General features: G+C 73.4%; 9 protein-coding genes. 1 reads left to right on the top strand and 8 read right to left on the bottom strand.

All coding sequences use genetic code 11. The annotated features are described in order from the left end of the window. From ACF07S_RS31620 to eccD, 6 genes are all read right to left on the bottom strand, one after another. Window positions 1–2,639 (bottom strand): AAWKG family protein (locus ACF07S_RS31620; RefSeq protein ID WP_391975742.1); only part of this gene is annotated, 2,639 nt, incomplete at its 3' end. A 128-nt stretch (window positions 2,640–2,767) separates the two neighbouring features. Further along, window positions 2,768–3,238: a type VII secretion system-associated protein gene (locus ACF07S_RS31615; RefSeq protein WP_391966810.1), complete on the bottom strand. Its 471-nt coding sequence runs from the start codon at window positions 3,236–3,238 to the stop codon at window positions 2,768–2,770. A 202-nt stretch (window positions 3,239–3,440) separates the two neighbouring features. Continuing rightward, window positions 3,441–3,749, bottom strand: coding sequence for a WXG100 family type VII secretion target (locus tag ACF07S_RS31610; RefSeq protein ID WP_391966811.1), 309 nt, complete (start codon window positions 3,747–3,749; stop codon window positions 3,441–3,443). A gap of 95 nt (window positions 3,750–3,844) precedes the next feature. Next, the gene (locus ACF07S_RS31605) at window positions 3,845–4,180 is read right to left on the bottom strand and encodes a hypothetical protein (protein ID WP_142192605.1); all 336 of its coding nucleotides are present in this window, start codon (window positions 4,178–4,180) and stop codon (window positions 3,845–3,847) included. 510 nt (window positions 4,181–4,690) lie between these two features. Further along, window positions 4,691–6,310, bottom strand: coding sequence for a type VII secretion protein EccB (gene eccB / locus ACF07S_RS31600; RefSeq protein WP_391975741.1), 1,620 nt, complete (start codon window positions 6,308–6,310; stop codon window positions 4,691–4,693). Window positions 6,311–6,363: 53 nt separating this feature from the next. Next, on the bottom strand, window positions 6,364–7,773 hold the full coding sequence (gene eccD, locus ACF07S_RS31595) for a type VII secretion integral membrane protein EccD (protein ID WP_391966813.1): 1,410 nt from the start codon (window positions 7,771–7,773) through the stop codon (window positions 6,364–6,366). A 403-nt stretch (window positions 7,774–8,176) separates the two neighbouring features. Here eccD and eccCa point away from each other — a divergent pair, with 403 nt between their 5' ends. Then, window positions 8,177–12,208: a type VII secretion protein EccCa gene (eccCa, locus tag ACF07S_RS31590; RefSeq protein WP_391975740.1), complete on the top strand. Its 4,032-nt coding sequence runs from the start codon at window positions 8,177–8,179 to the stop codon at window positions 12,206–12,208. A gap of 98 nt (window positions 12,209–12,306) precedes the next feature. On the opposite strand, the gene ACF07S_RS31585 is transcribed toward eccCa, so the two are convergent. Both ACF07S_RS31585 and ACF07S_RS31580 read right to left on the bottom strand, forming a co-directional pair. After that, on the bottom strand, window positions 12,307–13,548 hold the full coding sequence (locus ACF07S_RS31585; protein ID WP_391975739.1) for a S8 family serine peptidase: 1,242 nt from the start codon (window positions 13,546–13,548) through the stop codon (window positions 12,307–12,309). Beyond that, complete coding sequence (locus tag ACF07S_RS31580; RefSeq protein WP_391966816.1) at window positions 13,545–16,865, bottom strand: right-handed parallel beta-helix repeat-containing protein; 3,321 nt, start codon at window positions 16,863–16,865, stop codon at window positions 13,545–13,547. The genes ACF07S_RS31585 and ACF07S_RS31580 overlap by 4 nt, the downstream gene beginning before the upstream one ends. Window positions 16,866–16,978 lie beyond the last annotated feature (113 nt).

The following is a 16,978-nucleotide window of genomic DNA, read 5'->3' as shown; positions in this document are numbered from 1 at the left end:
GCCTGGCCGGTCGCCGGGTCCACGGTCTGGGTGGTGCCGTCGGGGAACGTCGTCGTCAGCTTCCCGTCCTCACCCAGCGACGTCACCGAACCGTCCGAGTTGGTCACCGTCATGCCGTCGCCCAGGTCGGCGGTCGTGACCGAGCCGTCCGGGTGGGTCGTGGTCAGCGTCCCGGTGTCCGGGTCGAACGTGGTGCTGCCGCCGTCCGGAAGGTCGGTGGTCAGGTCACCGCCGCTGGTCAGCTCCATGCTGCCGCCGGTCGGCGTGTCCAGCACGCCGCCACCGCCGAGACCGCCGTTGAGGCCGTCCAGGCTGCCCAGGTTCGTCGTCGTGGTGCTGCCGTCGGGGTCGGTGGTGACCGCCTGGCCGGTCGCCGGGTCCACGGTCTGGGTGGTGCCGTCGGGGAACGTCGTCGTCAGCTTCCCGTCCTCACCCAGCGACGTCACCGAACCGTCCGGGTTGGTCACCGTCATGCCGTTGCCGAGGTTCTGCGTGGTGACGGAACCGTCCGGGTGGGTGGTGGTGAGCGTCCCGGTGTCCGGGTCGAAGGAGGTGCTGCTGCCGTCCGCGAAGTCGGTGGTGAGCTTGCCGTCGCCGAGCTGGGAGCTGCCGCCCGTCGGGGTCCTCAGGGAGCCGCCGCCGCTGTTCAGGCCGCCGAGTCCGCCGAGGCTCTGGGTGACGGCCTCGCCGGCGGAGGTGTCCGTGCCGCCCGGCCCGTTGTTGATCCCGCCGAGGCTGCTCAGGGTCTGGGTGAGGGGGGGCACCTCGGTCTCCGGTCCGCCGTTGCCCGCCGGGTCGTTCAGCCCGAGGTCGCCGGGGCTCTCGGTGGTGAACGCGGTCTGGTTCAGCAGGTCGTCGAGGCCGTCGATGTTCTGCTCGGTGACCGCGTCGGGGTCGTTGATGCCGCCGAGGCTCTCCTCCATCGCCCTGGTCTGCTCCTCGGCCTCGCGCTTGGCCTCCTCCTGCTCGCGGCGCTGCTCCTCGCGCAGCTCGTCCTGGTACCTCTTGTCCTCCTCGCGCTGCTGCCGCTGCTCCTCGCGGAGTTCGTCCTGGTACTTCTTGTCCTCTTCGCGCTGCTGGTTCTGCTCGTTGAGCAGGTTCGCCTGGAGGCTCTCGGCCTCCTCCTTCTCGCGCCGCTGCTCCTCGCGGAGTTCGTCCTGGTACTTCTTGTCCTCCTCGCGCTGCTGGTTCTGCTCCTCGCGCAGTTCGTCCTGGTACCTTTTGTCCTCCTCGCGCTGCTGCCGCTGCTCCTCGCGCAGTTCGTCCTGGTACTTCTTGTCCTCCTCCCGCTGCCGCTCCTGCTCCTCGCGCAACTCGTCCTGGTACCGGCGGTTCTCCTCGTTCTGCCGGTTGATCTCCTCCTTCTCCTCCTCCAGCTTCCTCTCCTCGTACTCCTCGGAGGCGGTGCCGGTCGACTTCGGCTTGGGGACGTTCTCCGAGAAGTCCTTGCCGAGGTCGAGGAAGTGGTTGTTCAGGGTGGACTGCACCGTGGCGGCGGGCTTGCCCAGGTACTCGTCGACGCCCTGGCTCCAGATCTTGACGGCCTTGTCGCCGACCTTCGCCCAGTTGGCGATGTCGGTGAGGTCGCCGTACTCGGGGTGCACCTGGGAGAAGCCCGCCTGCGGCTTGTGGCGGACGGTCGTGCTGTAGCGGGTGGTGGTCGACGTGATCTCCGTCTTGGCGACGTTGTTCGCGTCGACCCACTGGGCGAGGTCGTCCAGGACGTAGCGCAGCACCTGGTGCGGGTCGTAGTAGGGCGACTTGGCCCAGGTCAGCCAGGCGTCCAGCAGCGAGTTGGCGGCGTCCACCAGGTACTGGCGGCCCAGCGACAGGGCACGTGAGTACACCGTGCCGCCGGTGCCGGTCGCGCCGCCGGAGCCGGCCGAGGAGTTGAACGTCTCGACGTAGGCGTCGTAGTTCTCGCGGATCTTCCTCAGCAGGCTGCGGAAGACCTCCGCCGCCTCGCCCTTCCAGCTCGCGTCGTCCCGGCCGAAGCGGTCCTCCCAGTCCTTGAGCACCACCGCGTGGTCCTTGAAGAACTTGGCCGCGAAGTCGAAGGACTCGCCGGTGGTGTTGAAGGAGTTCAGGTCCACCACGTCGGCGCCGGGCACACCCAGGTTGCTGAACCGGGCGTCCTGCGTGTTGCCGCCCAGCAGGGCGAGGAGCGCCGACCGCGGCCCGTTCATGTACCGGGCGAGCGGGATGGTGCTCATCTTGTCCTTGTTGTAGTCCGTGAACTCGTTGCCCTCACGGACCTGGGCGTCGTGCACGTTGTCGGAGCCGGGGCCGGCGAAGATGATCTCGTCGCCCGCCTTCACCCGGCCCTCGAACACGATCCGGGCCTGCATGATCGACCGCGTCTTGCCGCTGTTGAAGAACCAGATGTCGTAGTCCTCGCCCTTGTTCGTCAGGAAGCCGGAGTCCTTGACGAGCAGGCCGAGGCTGCGCTCCTTGATGTCCATCCGGAAGAGCTTGCCGCCGTGGTCGGAGCGGAGCGTGTCGAAGACGGTGGCGCGGTCCGGCACCGGGTAGCCGGTGATGTGGGTGACCAGGGTGGCCCAGGTGTCGCTCGACGGGTCGCCGGCGTTGTCGAACTTGTCGAGGTTCTCGCCGGAGTTGGGATCGTACCGATCGGCCACCGGTCGCCCTTTCTGGTCGTTTGTCGTCCGTTCCGGCGCACCGCGTCCTGACGCGGGTGTGCGGCCGGGTGTTCATCGCGCGGGCGCGCCGGGCGGCCGTGGCCCCCGCCGGGCCGCGCGGGGCGGGGTCAGGTGTCTTCGCCCGTTTCGCCGGTGGTGCCGGCGGTGAGTGTGTCGACCTCGTCGAAGGTCTGGAGCAGCGTCTGGGCGTCGATCGCGTCGAGGTTCTTGTCCTTGGTCTTGTTCGCCTCGTCGATCGTCTCGGTGAGCGCTTCCTTCAGTTCCCTGAAGAGGTCCATCTGGTCGCCGAGCAGCTTGTCGATGGCCTCGGCCGCGGTGCGGACGTCCTCGATCAGCTTCGGTCCCGAGACCAGCGGTTCGGTGACCATGCGGCCGATGCGCAGGAGCTGCTTGTTCTGGTCCAGGTTGTCCGGGGTGGTGTGCCCGTCGATGAGGTGGCCGAGCGGGCGGATGTGGGTGCCGTCGCCGTCCTCGCGGTGCTTCTTGGCGGCGGTGTACACCGGCTGCACCTCGTTGTCCCGGAAGTTCTCCATCTGCTTGAGGTCGAAATGCTTGACGTCGGCCTTTTCGCCGGCCATGGGACGCTCTCCTGCCGCTTGGTGCCGGACGGGGGTGGTGGGGTGGCCCGGCGGACGTCCCGGGGCTCTTCGAGCGCGGGCGCCCTGGGGGTGGGCGGACCGCCCGCACGGTGTCACCGTGCGGGCGGTCCGCCCTTTCGATCGCACACACCGGAGGCCGGGGCCTGCCTGCCGGCGGGAACGAGGGAAACTCCGGCGGGTCCTAGCGGGCCCGCACGTTCCCCCAGTTGTCGGCGCTGCGGCGCTCGTCGCGGGAGTGGTTGTCGTGGATGGTGCTGATCAGCTCGCCGTTGTCACCGAGGAGCAGCGCCATGTTCTTGGTGGCCTGGTCCCACTCCGCCTGGACCTCGCGGTACGTCTGCTGGTCCGAACCCTCCCAGGACATGACGAGCGGCTTCAGCTCGTCCTCCAGGTTGTTGAGGGTCTTGATGATCTGCTGCGTCTGGTCCATCAGCTCTTCGACAGCCTGCCGGACCTTGGGGTACTGCACGTCGATGATGCCGTCGGCCATGACGTCTCCTCTCGGGGGCCCGGGCCCGAAGGCCCGGGAAGCTCACGGAGCACGGCCTCACCGCATGGGGGCCGGTATCGCGCGGGGGGGGTGGGTCAGCGCAGTGCTTCGAAGACGCCCTGGCTGGTCTTGCTGTTGAGGACCTCGGTCAGGTCCTGGTTCTCCTGCGCCAGGCGGTTGGCGGAGGTCACGTTCTCCTGCAGCGCGTCGACCATCTTGCTGATCTGCACGACGACCTTCTGCGCCTCGGCGTTCCAGCTGCGGAAGAGCTTCAGCAGGGCCTGGCCCTCGTCGCCGCCGACACCCGAACGCGCGGCGATCTCGGCCACGTTGTTCTGGATTTTCTCGACCTGGTCCCGGGCCGACTCCAGGGAGGAGACGCCTCCCAAGCCCTTGGCATAGTCCGCTTTCCTCGCGGCACTGTCGGCCATGTCGTGTTCCCTTCGTTCAGGTTCAGGCGAGTCTCGCCGCACCGTTGCCCGCTGAGGCTAAAGAGAACCCAGCGTTCCGCGCAACGCGTGCAGGGAAGATTTGAGCTTCGGTCACTCAGCAGAATTGGTCCGTGTGGCAATGGAGTTGTGCGGAGGTTGCGGTCGGATGAACAGGCGCGCCCGCCCTCTCGTGCGGTGCGACATGCGGTGTTCCCCGGGCCGTGGTCGATGCGGGCGGGAAACGGGCACGGGAGGGCGCCGAACGGTCACCGGGGCGGCCGCTGCGGGCAGGGGCGTATCCACGGGATTACGCGGGAACGGCGGTCCGAAGTTCTGAGCTTTGTCTGAGGCTTCGCCTTCGTTTCCCGGCCCATGACGAATACGCCGGTCCCGGTCCGCCCGCGCCGAGTTCGGCTCGCGGTTTTCCTGCCGCACCGTTCCTCTTCCTTTTCGTCGGGCCCCGTGTGTTCCGTGTCCCCGGGGAGCGGACCGCCGGCCGTGTCAGCCGTGTCAGCCGTGTGAGGCGACACCCGCCGCGTCCGCCGTACCCGCCGCGTCCGCCTCGTCCGTGTCCTCGGCCGCCTCCGGGTCCTTCGCGGCCTCGCTCCGGCCGGCCTTCCCGTCGGCGGCGCACCGCGGTGCCGTGACCTCGGGCTCCACGGCGCCCGTGGCGGCCGCCGGGTCGAGGTCCGCGCCGGTGGGCAGGGCCGCGAGCAGCGGTGCCGGGACCGAGCCGATGTCGGAGGCGCCGTAGCCGAGCGCGGCCAGCGAGTTCTCGTCGGACACCCGGTACTTCACCCCGTTCTCCGCCACCAGGTAGGTGGTGCCGGCGTGCGCGGCACCGCTCGCGTGCAGCGCCCGGACCAGGGCGCCGTGGCCGGGCCGCACCACCGTGGCGTCGGTCGGCACGCAGGCCGCCTCCAGCGGCTGGGCGGTGCCCTCCGACACCGCGACCGGGGCGAGGCCGGCGAGCGGGACCAGCACCGACCTGATCCGGGCGCCGCCGTCACCGCCGTCCACCTGCGCGCAGAGCGCGGTGCCGCGCGGCGCGGACTGCGGGACCGGAGGTGCGTCCGGCAGCTCCGCGGAGTCCGCGGTGCCGGCGTCCTTCGCCCGGTGCTCGCGCAGCGCGTCCGCGCCGACCGTGCGCACCTCGGGCGACTTGCCCCGGTAGGCGTCCCGCTGGGTGGCCGGGTCGCCCAGCACCAGGGCGGCGCCGAGCCGGGTCAGCGGCACCAGGCCGTCCTCGCGCAGCAGGTGGTAGGTGTCGCTGCCGCCGCCGGGCACGCTGACCTCGAACAGCTGGCCGATGCGGCTCGCCTCGCCGCCCAGCTCGGGGCCCTCCCCGCCGCGGCCCGGCACCTCCGGCGGCTTGAGGGCGGGGCCGGGCGCCAGGGCGTCGAGAAAGGCCGCCGAGACCGGCATGGCCTGCTCGGAGCCGTAGCCGAGGGCGTTGCGGGCGTCGGAGTCGCGGTCCAGCGGCAGCCTGCTGCCCCGCCACACCAGGTACTCGGTGTCGTCCGGGCCGCGCACCAGCACCGCGCGGTCCCCGCCGATCCCCTGGGAGTCCACGGGGGCGCCGGCCACCACGGTGGTGGCCCCCGGCTTGTCCACCCCGGTGTCCGCCACGTCGCCGGAGGTGTCGGCCGGCGCCCCTTCGGGCCCGGTGACGCACATGTGCCAGGCGCCGCCGTCCAGCCGGTCGGCGGCGGGCACGGACTCGGGGGCGCCGGGGATGCCGACCGGGGAGCCCACCGGGACGTCCCGCAGCGAGGCGGTGCGGACGTCCGCGGTCGGCAGGTCGGCACCGCCGATCAGCCGCGCCGAGGCGTAGTTGCGCACCGGGTGCAGTACGCCGTCGGTGCCGGTCCACAGGTAGCGGGCGCCGGTGTCGCGGTTGACCACCAGGTGCCGGCCGTCGCGCCAGCCGTCGTTGCCGCCGGGGCGCAGCAGGCCGTAGACGGTGGCGCCCGCGCCGATCAGCACGGTGACCAGGACGCCGAAGACGACACCGCGGGTGGTGCGCCCGAGCGGGCTCTCCGGGGCGTCCGGGTCCGCCATCAGCAGGCCCGAGCTGAGCCTGCCCATCATGAAACTGTGGGCGTGTACCTGGTCGCGTTTGGACTGCACGGCCTTACCTCAACTCCTGTTCGACGGTTCGATGTGCCGGCGTTGCGGGGCGCTCAGCCGAACAGGCCGCGCAGCCAGCCGAAGAGTCCCGCCACCCAGAGGCTGAGCGGCAGCAGCGCCACCGCCAGGCCGGTGTGCGCCAGTTCCGCCGCGCGGCCCCAGTACGGCAGCATCCTGCGGCCGGGCACCGTCCAGGCGGCGATGACGAGTGCGGCGGCGGCGCCGAGCAGCACCGCGAAGACCACCACGCGTCCGGTCCCGTCGCTGTCCACGGCCCAGGCGCGGGCGAGCAGCAGCAGGCCGAGGATGCCGGGCGCCGTCAGGGTCAGGCGCTGCCCGATGTGCACCAGGCCGCGGGAGTGCAGGAGCAGCAGCAGGCTCAGCGCGAGGGAGGTCAGCACCTCGGGCAGGTCCGCGTTCTCGGCGAGGACGACCAGTGCGGCCGAGGCGATGACGCCGGTGGTGGCGAAGAGCGCGGTAACCCAGCGCCCGGCCAGCTCGGTGCGCTCGGCGACCTCGTCGCCCGCGTAGGGCTCGATGCCCTCCTGGAGCTGGGCGGCGGAGGACGGCAGCGCGGGCATCCGCATCCCGGCGAGCTTGAAGGCGAACGGTGCCACCGCCCCGGCGGCGAGCGCGAAGACCGTCGCCACCAGGGCCGCCGAGGCGGGCACGTCCAGGCCGGTGTACCCGATCAGGGCCCCGGCGGTCGCGGTGGCCACCGAGACCACCGCGGTGGCCAGCAGCGCCGGGGCGCCGACCGCAGTGGCGGCCAGCGCGAGGACCGCGCCGCCCGCTCCCGCCGCGCCGGCGGCGAGCAGCCGCGCGCCCGCCACCTGGGCGGCGTCCGGGCCGGTCAGGTCGCCGCCGGGCAGCAGCCAGCCGGCCAGCGCCAGGCAGGGCGCGACCAGCAGGCCGAGGACGGTGGCGGTGAGGCGGTCGCCGACCGCACGGCTGGCCGAGCCCGCGCCGGCGAGCAGCAGCAGCCCGGTGACGGCCGCGCAGGCGGCGCGGGAGCCGCCGGAGGCGGTGGTCACGCCGGGCCACAGCACCAGCACCAGGGCGGCCACGACGGTCGCCACGACGGTGCCCACGAGGAATCCGCGGGCGGCCCCGGGGTGCCAGGTGTGCAGCCGCCGGCCCGCGGTGTCGGCTATGCCGTCCACCAGGTCGTCGAGCCGGGCCTCGGGCAGCGCCTCGGTGTGCGGGCGCAGGTGGAGCACCGCACCGTCGGCGAGGCCGGCGCGGGCGAGGGTGGTCTCCTCGTCGAGCGGGGCGTCACCGAGGCGCTGGAGCACCCACCCGGCGTGGTCGAGCCCGGCCTCCTCGGCCTCCTCGCCGACGTAGCGCAGCAGGGTGGGCAGGAGATCGGCGACCGGTACGTCTGCGGGCACGGCCAGGTCGACGGAGACGCTCGGCGCACGTACGGTCAGGCGGCACAGTTCGGCCACCGCGCTGTCGGTCATCAGAACTCTCGGCTTCCGTGGGGACTTTCACCGGAGGACTTCCCCCGGCAGAGGGGACGTGCGAAGAGTACGGAAGGACCGCGCGGCCAGGAACCGGGGCCGGAGCGAGGAATTGTCACCGCATGCCCGGTTACCACCTCTCCCGCGTGGACAGGTCGCGTTCCGTGAATGCAGACTACTGCCTACGCCCGCCGGATCGTGCTGCGGACCGGACCCGTCGTCCGGCATGGAGTGGACCGTCACGGGAGTTGGCCGTCCCCCGCTATCGGCTCGAAACATTCACCGGGCGTTCATCGCATCACGAGGAGTCCGGAGGAATCAGCGCGGTTCGGTGTATTCCGCTCCCGCGTGCGCCGGTATTCGGTGCGGGCCGGAATGCCACTGAAACCGGAGGTTCTGTTCCTTGAGTGTGGTGCTGTTTCGCCGGCCGGCCCGCAGACGCGGCCCGGAGATGCCCGAGGGGCAATTGACCCTCCAGGAACCGCCGGTCCTCTCCGAGACGGTCCCGGACACCTCGGCGATATGGACGTATCTGCCGATGGCGCTGATGTCCGTGTCGATGATGCTGATGTTCCTGCGCCCCGGCGGGGGCAACGGCATCTTCATGTACCTGGCGATGGGCGTCATGGCGCTCTCCGCCGGTGCGATGCTGCTGGGGCAGCTGATGCGCCGCTCCAGCGAGCGCAAGCAGCGGCTGAAGGGCGAACGCCGCGACTACCTGCGCTACCTGACGCAGACCCGCAAGCGGGTCCGCACCACCATCGCGGAGCAGCAGCGCGCCCTCGCCTGGCGCCACCCGGAGCCGGCCTCGCTGCGCTCGCTGGCCCGCACCTCCCGGCTGTGGGAACGCCGCCCGGCCGACGAGGACTTCGGCGAGGTGCGGCTCGCGGTCGGCGAGCAGCAGCTCGCGCTCACCCTGAACCCGGTCTCCACCCGTCCGGTGGAGGACCTCGAGCCGCTCTGCGCGCACGCGCTGCGCCGCTTCATCCGCGCCTACTCCACCATCCCCGAACAGCCCCTCGGCCTCTACCTGCGCTCCTCGGCCCGGGTCATGCTGCGCCCCGAGGAGACGCCCGGCGGGGAACCCGCCGGAGGCGACGCCCGGGAGGACGCCGGTTCCGACGCGGTACGGGCCCTGGTGCGGGCGATGCTGGGCCAGCTCGCGGTGTTCCACGCCCCCGAGGAGCTGTGGATCGTCCTGTGCGTCAGTGACGAGCGGCGGCCGGACTGGGAGTGGGTCAAGTGGCTCCCGCACGCCCTGCACCCGCACGAGGAGGACGGCGCGGGCCAGGTCCGCCGGATCACCGCCGACCTCACCGAGCTGGACGACCTGCTGGGCGCGGAGTTCGCCGAGCGTCCCGGCTTCGACCCGGACGCCCGGCCGGCCCGTGACGAGCCGTACGCGGTCGTCGTGCTGGACGGCGTCACGGTGCCCGAGGGCCACCGCTGGGAGGGGCACGGCTACCGCAACGCCCTCGCCCTGGACGTCTCCGGCGCGCTGCGCTGGCGCCCCGGCCGCAACACGCTGCGCCTGACCGTCGGCCCCGACCTGGTGAGCCTGGTGCGCACCGACCGCAGCCGCAAGGAGCGTTCCGTGCCGCTCGGCCGGCCGGACCGGCTCGGCCCGCTCGGCGCGGAGTCGCTGGCGCGGCTGCTCACCCCCCGCCGGATCAGCCTGGCCACCGACATCGCGCAGCCGCTGGACACCGACGTCGAGCTGACCACCCTGCTCGGCATCCCCGACCTGCACCGGCACGACCCGCGCGCCCTGTTCGCCCGGAACTCCGGCTCCGCCCGGCTGCGGGTGCCGATCGCGGTCGGCGTGGACGGCCGCCCGGTGGAGCTGGACATCAAGGAGTCCGCGCAGGGCGGCATGGGCCCGCACGGCATGCTCATCGGCGCCACCGGCTCCGGCAAGAGCGAACTGCTGCGCACCCTGGTCCTCGGCCTGGCCCTGACCAACTCCTCCGAGACCCTCAACTTCGTCCTGGTCGACTTCAAGGGCGGCGCCACCTTCCTCGGCCTGGAGGAACTCCCGCACACCTCCGCCGTCATCACCAACCTCGCCGACGAGGTCGCCCTGGTGGAGCGCATGCAGGACGCCCTGCACGGCGAACTCATCCGCCGCCAGGAGCTGCTGCGCGCGGCCGGCAACTACACCTCCGCGCTGGAGTACGAGCGGGCCCGCGCCGCCGGGACGGACCTCGCCCCGCTGCCCAGCCTGTTCGTGGTGGTCGACGAGTTCAGCGAGCTGCTCTCCGCGCACCGCGAGTTCATGGACCTGTTCGTGATGATCGGCCGGCTGGGCCGGTCGCTCGGCGTGCATCTGCTGCTGGCCTCGCAGCGCCTGGACGAGGGCCGGATGCACCAGCTGGAGAGCCACCTGTCGTACCGCATCGGACTGCGCACCTTCTCCGCCATGGAGAGCCGCGGTGTGCTCGGTGTGCCGGACGCCTACGAGCTGCCGGCCCAGCCCGGCAGCGGCTACCTGAAGTCCGGTGTGGAGGCCCTGACCCGGTTCCGCGCCGCCTACTCCTCCGGGACGTACCGGCGCCGCACCGGCGCGGTGGTGCGGGCCCGGGTGGCCAGCCAGGTGGTGCCGTGGACCAGCGGCTGGGTGGTGCCGCGCACGCTGGAGGCGGCGCCCGAGCCGGAGCCGGAGACCGAGGAGACCGGCGACGAGGAGACCCTGCTCGACGTGGCCCTCGACCGGCTGCGCGGCTCCGGTCCCGACGCCCACCAGGTGTGGCTGCCGCCGCTGGACGAGCCCTCCCCGCTCGACGTCCTGCTGCCCGGCATCACGCCCGACCCCGAGCGCGGTCTCACCGCGGCCGGCTGGGGCGGGACGGGCAGGCTGCGGGTGCCGGTGGGCCTGGTCGACAAGCCCTTCGAGCAGCGCCGCGACCCGCTGGTCGTGGACCTGTCCGGCGCGGGCGGCCACGTCGCCGTCGCGGGCGGTTCGCAGAGCGGCAAGTCCACGCTCGCCCGCACCCTGATCGCCGCCCTCGCCCTGACCCACACCCCCGAGGAGATCCAGTTCTACTGCCTGGACTTCGGCGGTGGCGGTCTCTCCCAGCTCGCCGCCCTGCCGCACGTCGGCGGTGTCGCGGCGCGGCTCAACCCGGAGCGGGTGCACCGGGCCGTCGCCGAGGTGATGACGCTGCTCGCCCGCCGCGAGCAGTTCTTCGTGGACCACACCATCGACTCCATGCAGTCCTACCGCCGCCGCCGGGCCGCCGGGGAGTTCCCCGACGAGCGCTTCGGCGACGTGTTCATGGTGATCGACGGCTGGTCCACGGTCCGCCAGGACTACGACGGCCTGATCACGAAGTTCAACGAACTCGCCGCGCGCGGCCTCAACTACGGCATCCACCTGCTCATCACCACCACCCGCTGGGTGGAGCTGTCCGCGCAGATCCGCGACCAGTCCGGCACCCGCCTGGAGCTGCGGATGGGTGATCCGATGGACTCCGAGATCGACACCCGCAAGGCCCGCTCGGTGCCGCGCAGCGGCGGCCGGGGCATCACCGCCGACAGCAAGATGCACTTCCTGGCCGGTCTGCCCCGCCTGGACGGCAGCGGCTCGCTGGAGGACCTCGGCGAGGGCGTCTCGCACCTGGTCGCGGAGATCGCCCGGCACTGGCCGGGCCGGGCCGCGCCGCAGGTGCGGATGCTGCCGCACCGGCTGCCGCTGGCCGAACTGCCCGCGCCCGAGCCCACCGAGGGCGGTGGCATGCGCCTGCCGCTCGGCATCGACCAGGACGCGCTGGAGCCGGTGTGGCACGACTTCAGCCGCACTCCGCACCTGATCGTGGTCGGTGACACCGAGAGCGGCAAGACCAACCTGCTGCGCCGCATCACCCGGGGCATCACCGACCGGTACGCCCCGAACGAGGCGAAGATCATCGCGGTGGACTACCGCCGCACGCTGGTGGAGGCCATCCCCGAGGAGTACCGCATCGGGCACGTGATCTCCCTGGACAACCTCCAGGAGACCATCGACGGCGCGGCCCGCGCGCTGAAGACCCGGGTCCCGGGCGCGGACATCGCCCCCTCCCGGATGCGCCGGTGCGACTGGTGGACCGGCCCGCGCCTGTTCATCCTGGTGGACGACTACGACATGGTCTCCACCAACTCCTTCCAGAGCCCGTTCGAACCGCTCTTCGAGCATCTGACCCTGGGCTTCGAGACCGGACTGCACCTGATCGTGGCGCGCAGCGCCATGGGAGCGGGCCGCGGTCTCAGCGACGGACTGATCCGCCGCCTGGACGAGGCCAACAACCCGGCCGTGCTGCTGTCCTGCCCGCCCACCGAGGGCCGTCTCTTCGGCGACGCGAAGCCCCTCAACCTGCCGCCCGGCCGGGCCCTGCACATCGCCCGCCGCCGCGCGCGGCTGATGCAGACGGCCCTGGCGGAGGAGAGCCGGGGCGACTGACCGCCCGGCGGGGCGGAAGGCGTACGAAGCCGGCGGGGGCCATCTGGGAAGGCGGCCCCCGCCGGCGTTTCCGGAGGGCGCCCGCGGCGCCCCCGCCGTCACTTCCCGTCGGTGCCGCCCGCTTCCGCCGGACGCCAGCCGCGGGCGCGGGCCCGGGGGATGGCGAAGGCGGCCCACAGGACGGCCGCCACACCGGCGGAGCCGAGGACGACGAAGAGCGTGGCCCGGTCCGTGGCGCGGTCGGCGGCGGAGGTGTCGCGGACGGTCACCGGACCCGCGGCGCGTTCGGCCCGGGTGTTCGCCCCCGGTTCGCCGAGCACCGTGGTGACGGCGGCGTACGGGTCGAGCTGGGGGATGTCGGCCGGGTAGGCGGTGGCGGTCAGCCGGTGCGCTACGGCGTCGGCGGAGTCGTCGGGGTGGGTGGCGCGGACCACGGCGGCGGCCCCGGCGGCGTAGGCGGCGGCCACCGCGGCGCCGGCGCCCAGGTAGTGGCCGTCGCCGCGCGGGCCGCCGGAGACCACCCCGGCGCCGGGGGCGGCCAGGTCGATGCCGGTGGTGGGCAGTGCGCCGGTCGGGCGGGTGCCGTCGGGAAGCATGTCCGCGACGGACAGGACGCCGGGCTCACCGGCGGGCCAGTAGGTGCGCGGGGGGATCTCGTCGGCGCCGCCGCGGGGCGGGTCCGGGGTGGCCGCGGCGACCACCACCGCGCCCTCGCCGCGGGCGTCGGCGACGGCGTCGGTGAGTTCCCCGTCGCGGTCCGGCAGGGCCACCGCGACGGCGATGACGTCGGCTTCGGCCGCGGTCGCCGCGCGCACCGCCGCCGCCGCCGGCCCGGCGGCGGCCTCGCCCCGCTCGTCGGTGCCGCGCAGGGCGAGGATCCGCGCGCCGGGGGCGACCCCGGCCAGGCCCGGGGTGCCGCCGCCGGTCCCGGCGATCAGTCCGGCCAGGAAGGTGCCGTTCCCCACGCAGTCGTCACCGGCCGCGCCCTGCGCGGTGACCCGGCCGTCGAGCCCGGCGGCGTCGGGGGCGACGCCCGTGCCGATCAGGGCGACGGTCACGCCGGCGCCGGTGTGGTGCCGGTGCAGCCGGTCCAGGTCGAGGCGCTGGCGCGACCAGTCCTGCTTCTTCGCCTTCTCCCCGGAGGCGGGGGTGCACTCCGCCTGGTCGGCGTCCGGGTCCAGCGCGGAGGGCATGCCGGGCAGTTCCTGGCCCTTGCCGTCGGCCGCCGGCGGGCGCGCGGGCGGTGCGGCCTGCGCGGGGCCGGCGGCGGGCAGCAGCAGGGCGGCGGCGAGGCCGGCGCCGGACAGGGCGCGGGCGGCCCGGCGGGCGGGCGGCCTCACCGGCCCGCCGCCTTCGGCGCCGCGGCGGCCGTGACGTCCTCGGGGGTGAGGATGCGCAGGTCGTCCAGGGTGGGCGCGGCCAGCGAACTGAGCCGGCCCGCCTGCCGGGTGACCATCTGCTCGACGACCTGGCGGGCCAGGCGGGCGTTGCCGAAGGAGCGGTCCCGGGGCAGCGCGTCGAAGTACTCCTTGAGCAGCGGACCGGTGCCGGGGCCGCACTCGTAGCCCATGCTCGTGGCCTGGGAGCGCACGATGGTGACCAGTTCCTCGGAGGAGTAGTCGGCGAAGGCGATCCGGCGGGGGAAGCGGGAGGACAGGCCCGGGTTGGAGGCGAGGAAGCGCTCCATCTCGTCGGTGTAGCCGGCGACGATGACGACCACCTCGTCGCGGTGGTCCTCCATCAGCTTCAGCAGGGTGTCCACCGCCTCCTGGCCGAAGTCGGCGCCGGCGCCGCGCGGGGTGAGGGTGTACGCCTCGTCGATGAACAGCACCCCGCCCCGGGCCCGTTCGAAGACCTCGCGGGTGAGCTGGGCGGTGTGGCCGATGTAGCGGCCGACCAGGTCGGCGCGGGCGGCCTCGACCAGCTGGCCCCGCTGGAGGATGCCGAGCTGGGTGAGGATCTGCCCGTAGAGGCGGGCGACGGTGGTCTTGCCGGTGCCGGGCGGGCCGGTGAAGACCAGGTGGTGGCTGAGCGAGGGCACCGGCAGCCCGGCGGCGGCCCGGTGGCGGGCGGTGGTGATCAGGTTGACCAGGTCCGCGACGTCGCGCTTGACCTCGGCCAGGCCGATCATGTCGCCGAGGCGGGTCAGCGGGTCGTCCTCGGGGGCGGCGGTCTCGGCGGCCTTCGCGGCGGCGGTGGCGGAGACGTCCTCCGGCAGCAGCAGCCGCAGGTCGCGCTCGCCGACCTGCGCCAGGGAGCCGAGCCGGACCGCCTGGCGGTCCACCATCTCCTCGAACACCCCGCGCGCGGCACGGCCGTTGCCGAAGCCGGCGTCCCGGGGCATCGCCTCGAAGTGCGCGGCCAGCGCCTCGGCGGTGCCCTCACCCAGTTCGTACTGGTGCTGGGCGCACATGCTCTCCATGATCGCGACCAGTTCGGGCACCGAGTAGTTCTCGAACTCGACGGTCCGCGAGAAGCGGGAGGCGAGGCCCGGGTTGGAGCCGAGGAAGGAATCCATTTCGCGGGAGTAGCCGGCCGCGACCACCACCACGTCGTCGCGGTGGTCCTCCATCAGCTTCAGCAGGGTGTCCACGGCCTCGCGGCCGAAGTCCGCGCCGCCGTTGCCGCTGTCCGCGGTGAGCGTGTACGCCTCGTCGATGAACAGCACGCCGCCGAGGGCCCGTTCGAAGGTCTCGGTGGTCTTGATCGCGGTACCGCCGACGACCTGGGCGACCAGGTCGGCGCGGGAGACCTCCACCAGGTGGCCGCTGCGCAGCGAACCCAGTTCGGCGAGGATCGACCCGTAGAGGCGGGCGACGGTGGTCTTGCCGGTGCCGGGCGGGCCGGCGAAGATCAGGTGCCGGCTCATCGGCGGGGCGGGCATGCCGAGCTTCTCGCGGCGCTGGGCGAGCTGGGTCAGGTTGACCAGGGTGCCCACCTGCTGCTTCACGTTCTCCAGGCCGATCAGCGCGTTGAGCGCGCCGAGCGGGCCGTCCGCGCGGTCCGGCGCCGGCCCGTCGGCGGCGCCGGAACCGGCCGGGTCGGTGTTCTCGGCGCTGCCGCTGCCCCAGGCGTCCCGCTTGCCGTTGCCGGTGCTGTTCAGGCCCTCCACGGCGAGGCGGTCGCCGGGCGCGGTCTGCACCAGGCCGCCGCCCGTGTTCTCCCGGGCGAGGCAGTTCACCAGGGAGACCGGGGCGGTGGACTCCACCCGGAAGCCGTCCTGGGCGCCGCCGGTGGCCTCGCAGCCGCTGAGCGAGGCGAACGCGCCCTCGCGCAGCAGGTAGCCGTGGCCCTGGGCGGCGTGCACGGCGGTGCGGTTGGCGGTCAGTTCGCCGCCGCCGGCGACGACCACGCCCTCCTCGGCGGACGTCTCGATGCGGAAGTCGCGCACGGTGACGTTGCCGCCGTCCTCCACGACCAGGCCGTGGGTGGCGGTGTCGGAGACCCCGCCGCCGGCCAGGTAGAGGGTGCTGCCGCCGGCGACCCGTACGCCCGCGCCGTTCGGCCGGACGATCTCGCAGTCCTCGACGCGGCCGCGGGCGTCCTTGGTGGCCGCGATGCCGTCGCCGGAGGGCTCGACCAGCCGGGCGCGGCGCAGCAGCGGGTTGGCGCCGCCGCGCAGCAGGACGGCGGGCGAGCCGCCGATCACCTCCAGGCGGTCCAGTTCCGCCGCCGAGTCCTCCTCGAGCAGCAGTCCGGTGTCGTCGCAGTCGCGGACCGTGAGGCCGGTCAGGGCCGGGGAGGCGGCGCCGGCGACCCGCAGCGCGGCGCCCTGCGCGCCGTCCACCCAGCAGTCCTCGAAGGTGCCGCGCGCCCGGTCGGTGACCAGTACGCCGTGCCCGCGGGTGCGCGAGACGCGGCAGCGGCGCAGCACCGGGTCGGTGCCCTGGGCCAGCGTGATGCCGTTGCCGGAGGCGCCGGTGACGCGGACGTCCTCCAGGGTCGTACGGCCCGAACTGCTCAGGTGGACGCCGGTGCTGGTGTCGTGCACCACGGTGCGCACCACCGACAGGGAGCAGTTCTGCTCCAGGGCGAGGGAGGGCTTGTCGGTGGAGGAGATGTCGCAGTCCTCGACGGTGCCGCGGGACTCGCCGTTGGCGAGCAGCCCGTTGCCGCGGGCGTCGCGCACCGTGCAGCCGCGCATCCGTGCCTCGCCCTGCTCGGCGAGGACCAGGCCGCTGGTGCCCAGGTGCTCGAGGGTGCAGGACTCCACGGTGGTGGGGGTGGTCGAGGTGACGACGATGCCCGCGCCCTGCGGGTTGCTCACCCGGCAGTCGCGCAGCGCGAGCGAGCCGGTGCCGCCGGCCAGCATCGCGGTCCAGGCGGCGCCGATCACCTCGCAGCCGTCGAGCGCGGCCTGCCCGCGCCGTACGTCCACGGCGGGCAGCTCGGGGTCGCCGCCGCGCAGGGTCAGTTCGGACAGCATCACGGCGTCGGCGCGCAGCGCGAGCACACTGCCCGTGCGCGGCCGGATCTCCACGGTGCCCCGCCCGTCGGCGGCTGTGAGGGTCACCCTGGTGTTGATCACCAGGTTCTCGGCGTACGTCCCGGGCCGGACGCTGATGAGCGCACCGGTACGGGCAGCAGCGAGTGCCTCACCGATCGTCCGGTAGCGGTCCCGGTCCCCGGGACCGACCGTCAGTACCTGGCGCGACACGCACCAACCTCCTTGCCACGGCGGCTTCTACAGCGGGCGCCCCCTGGGCCGGGGGCGGGGTTGTCGGCGGGCCGACGGTGCCATCATGCCTCGCCTCGGGGCGGGCGGGTGCC

The organism is Streptomyces sp. NPDC016640, assembly GCF_043076215.1.
Lineage (GTDB): Bacteria > Actinomycetota > Actinomycetes > Streptomycetales > Streptomycetaceae > Streptomyces.
This window is presented reverse-complemented; position numbering and strand designations above follow the sequence as displayed.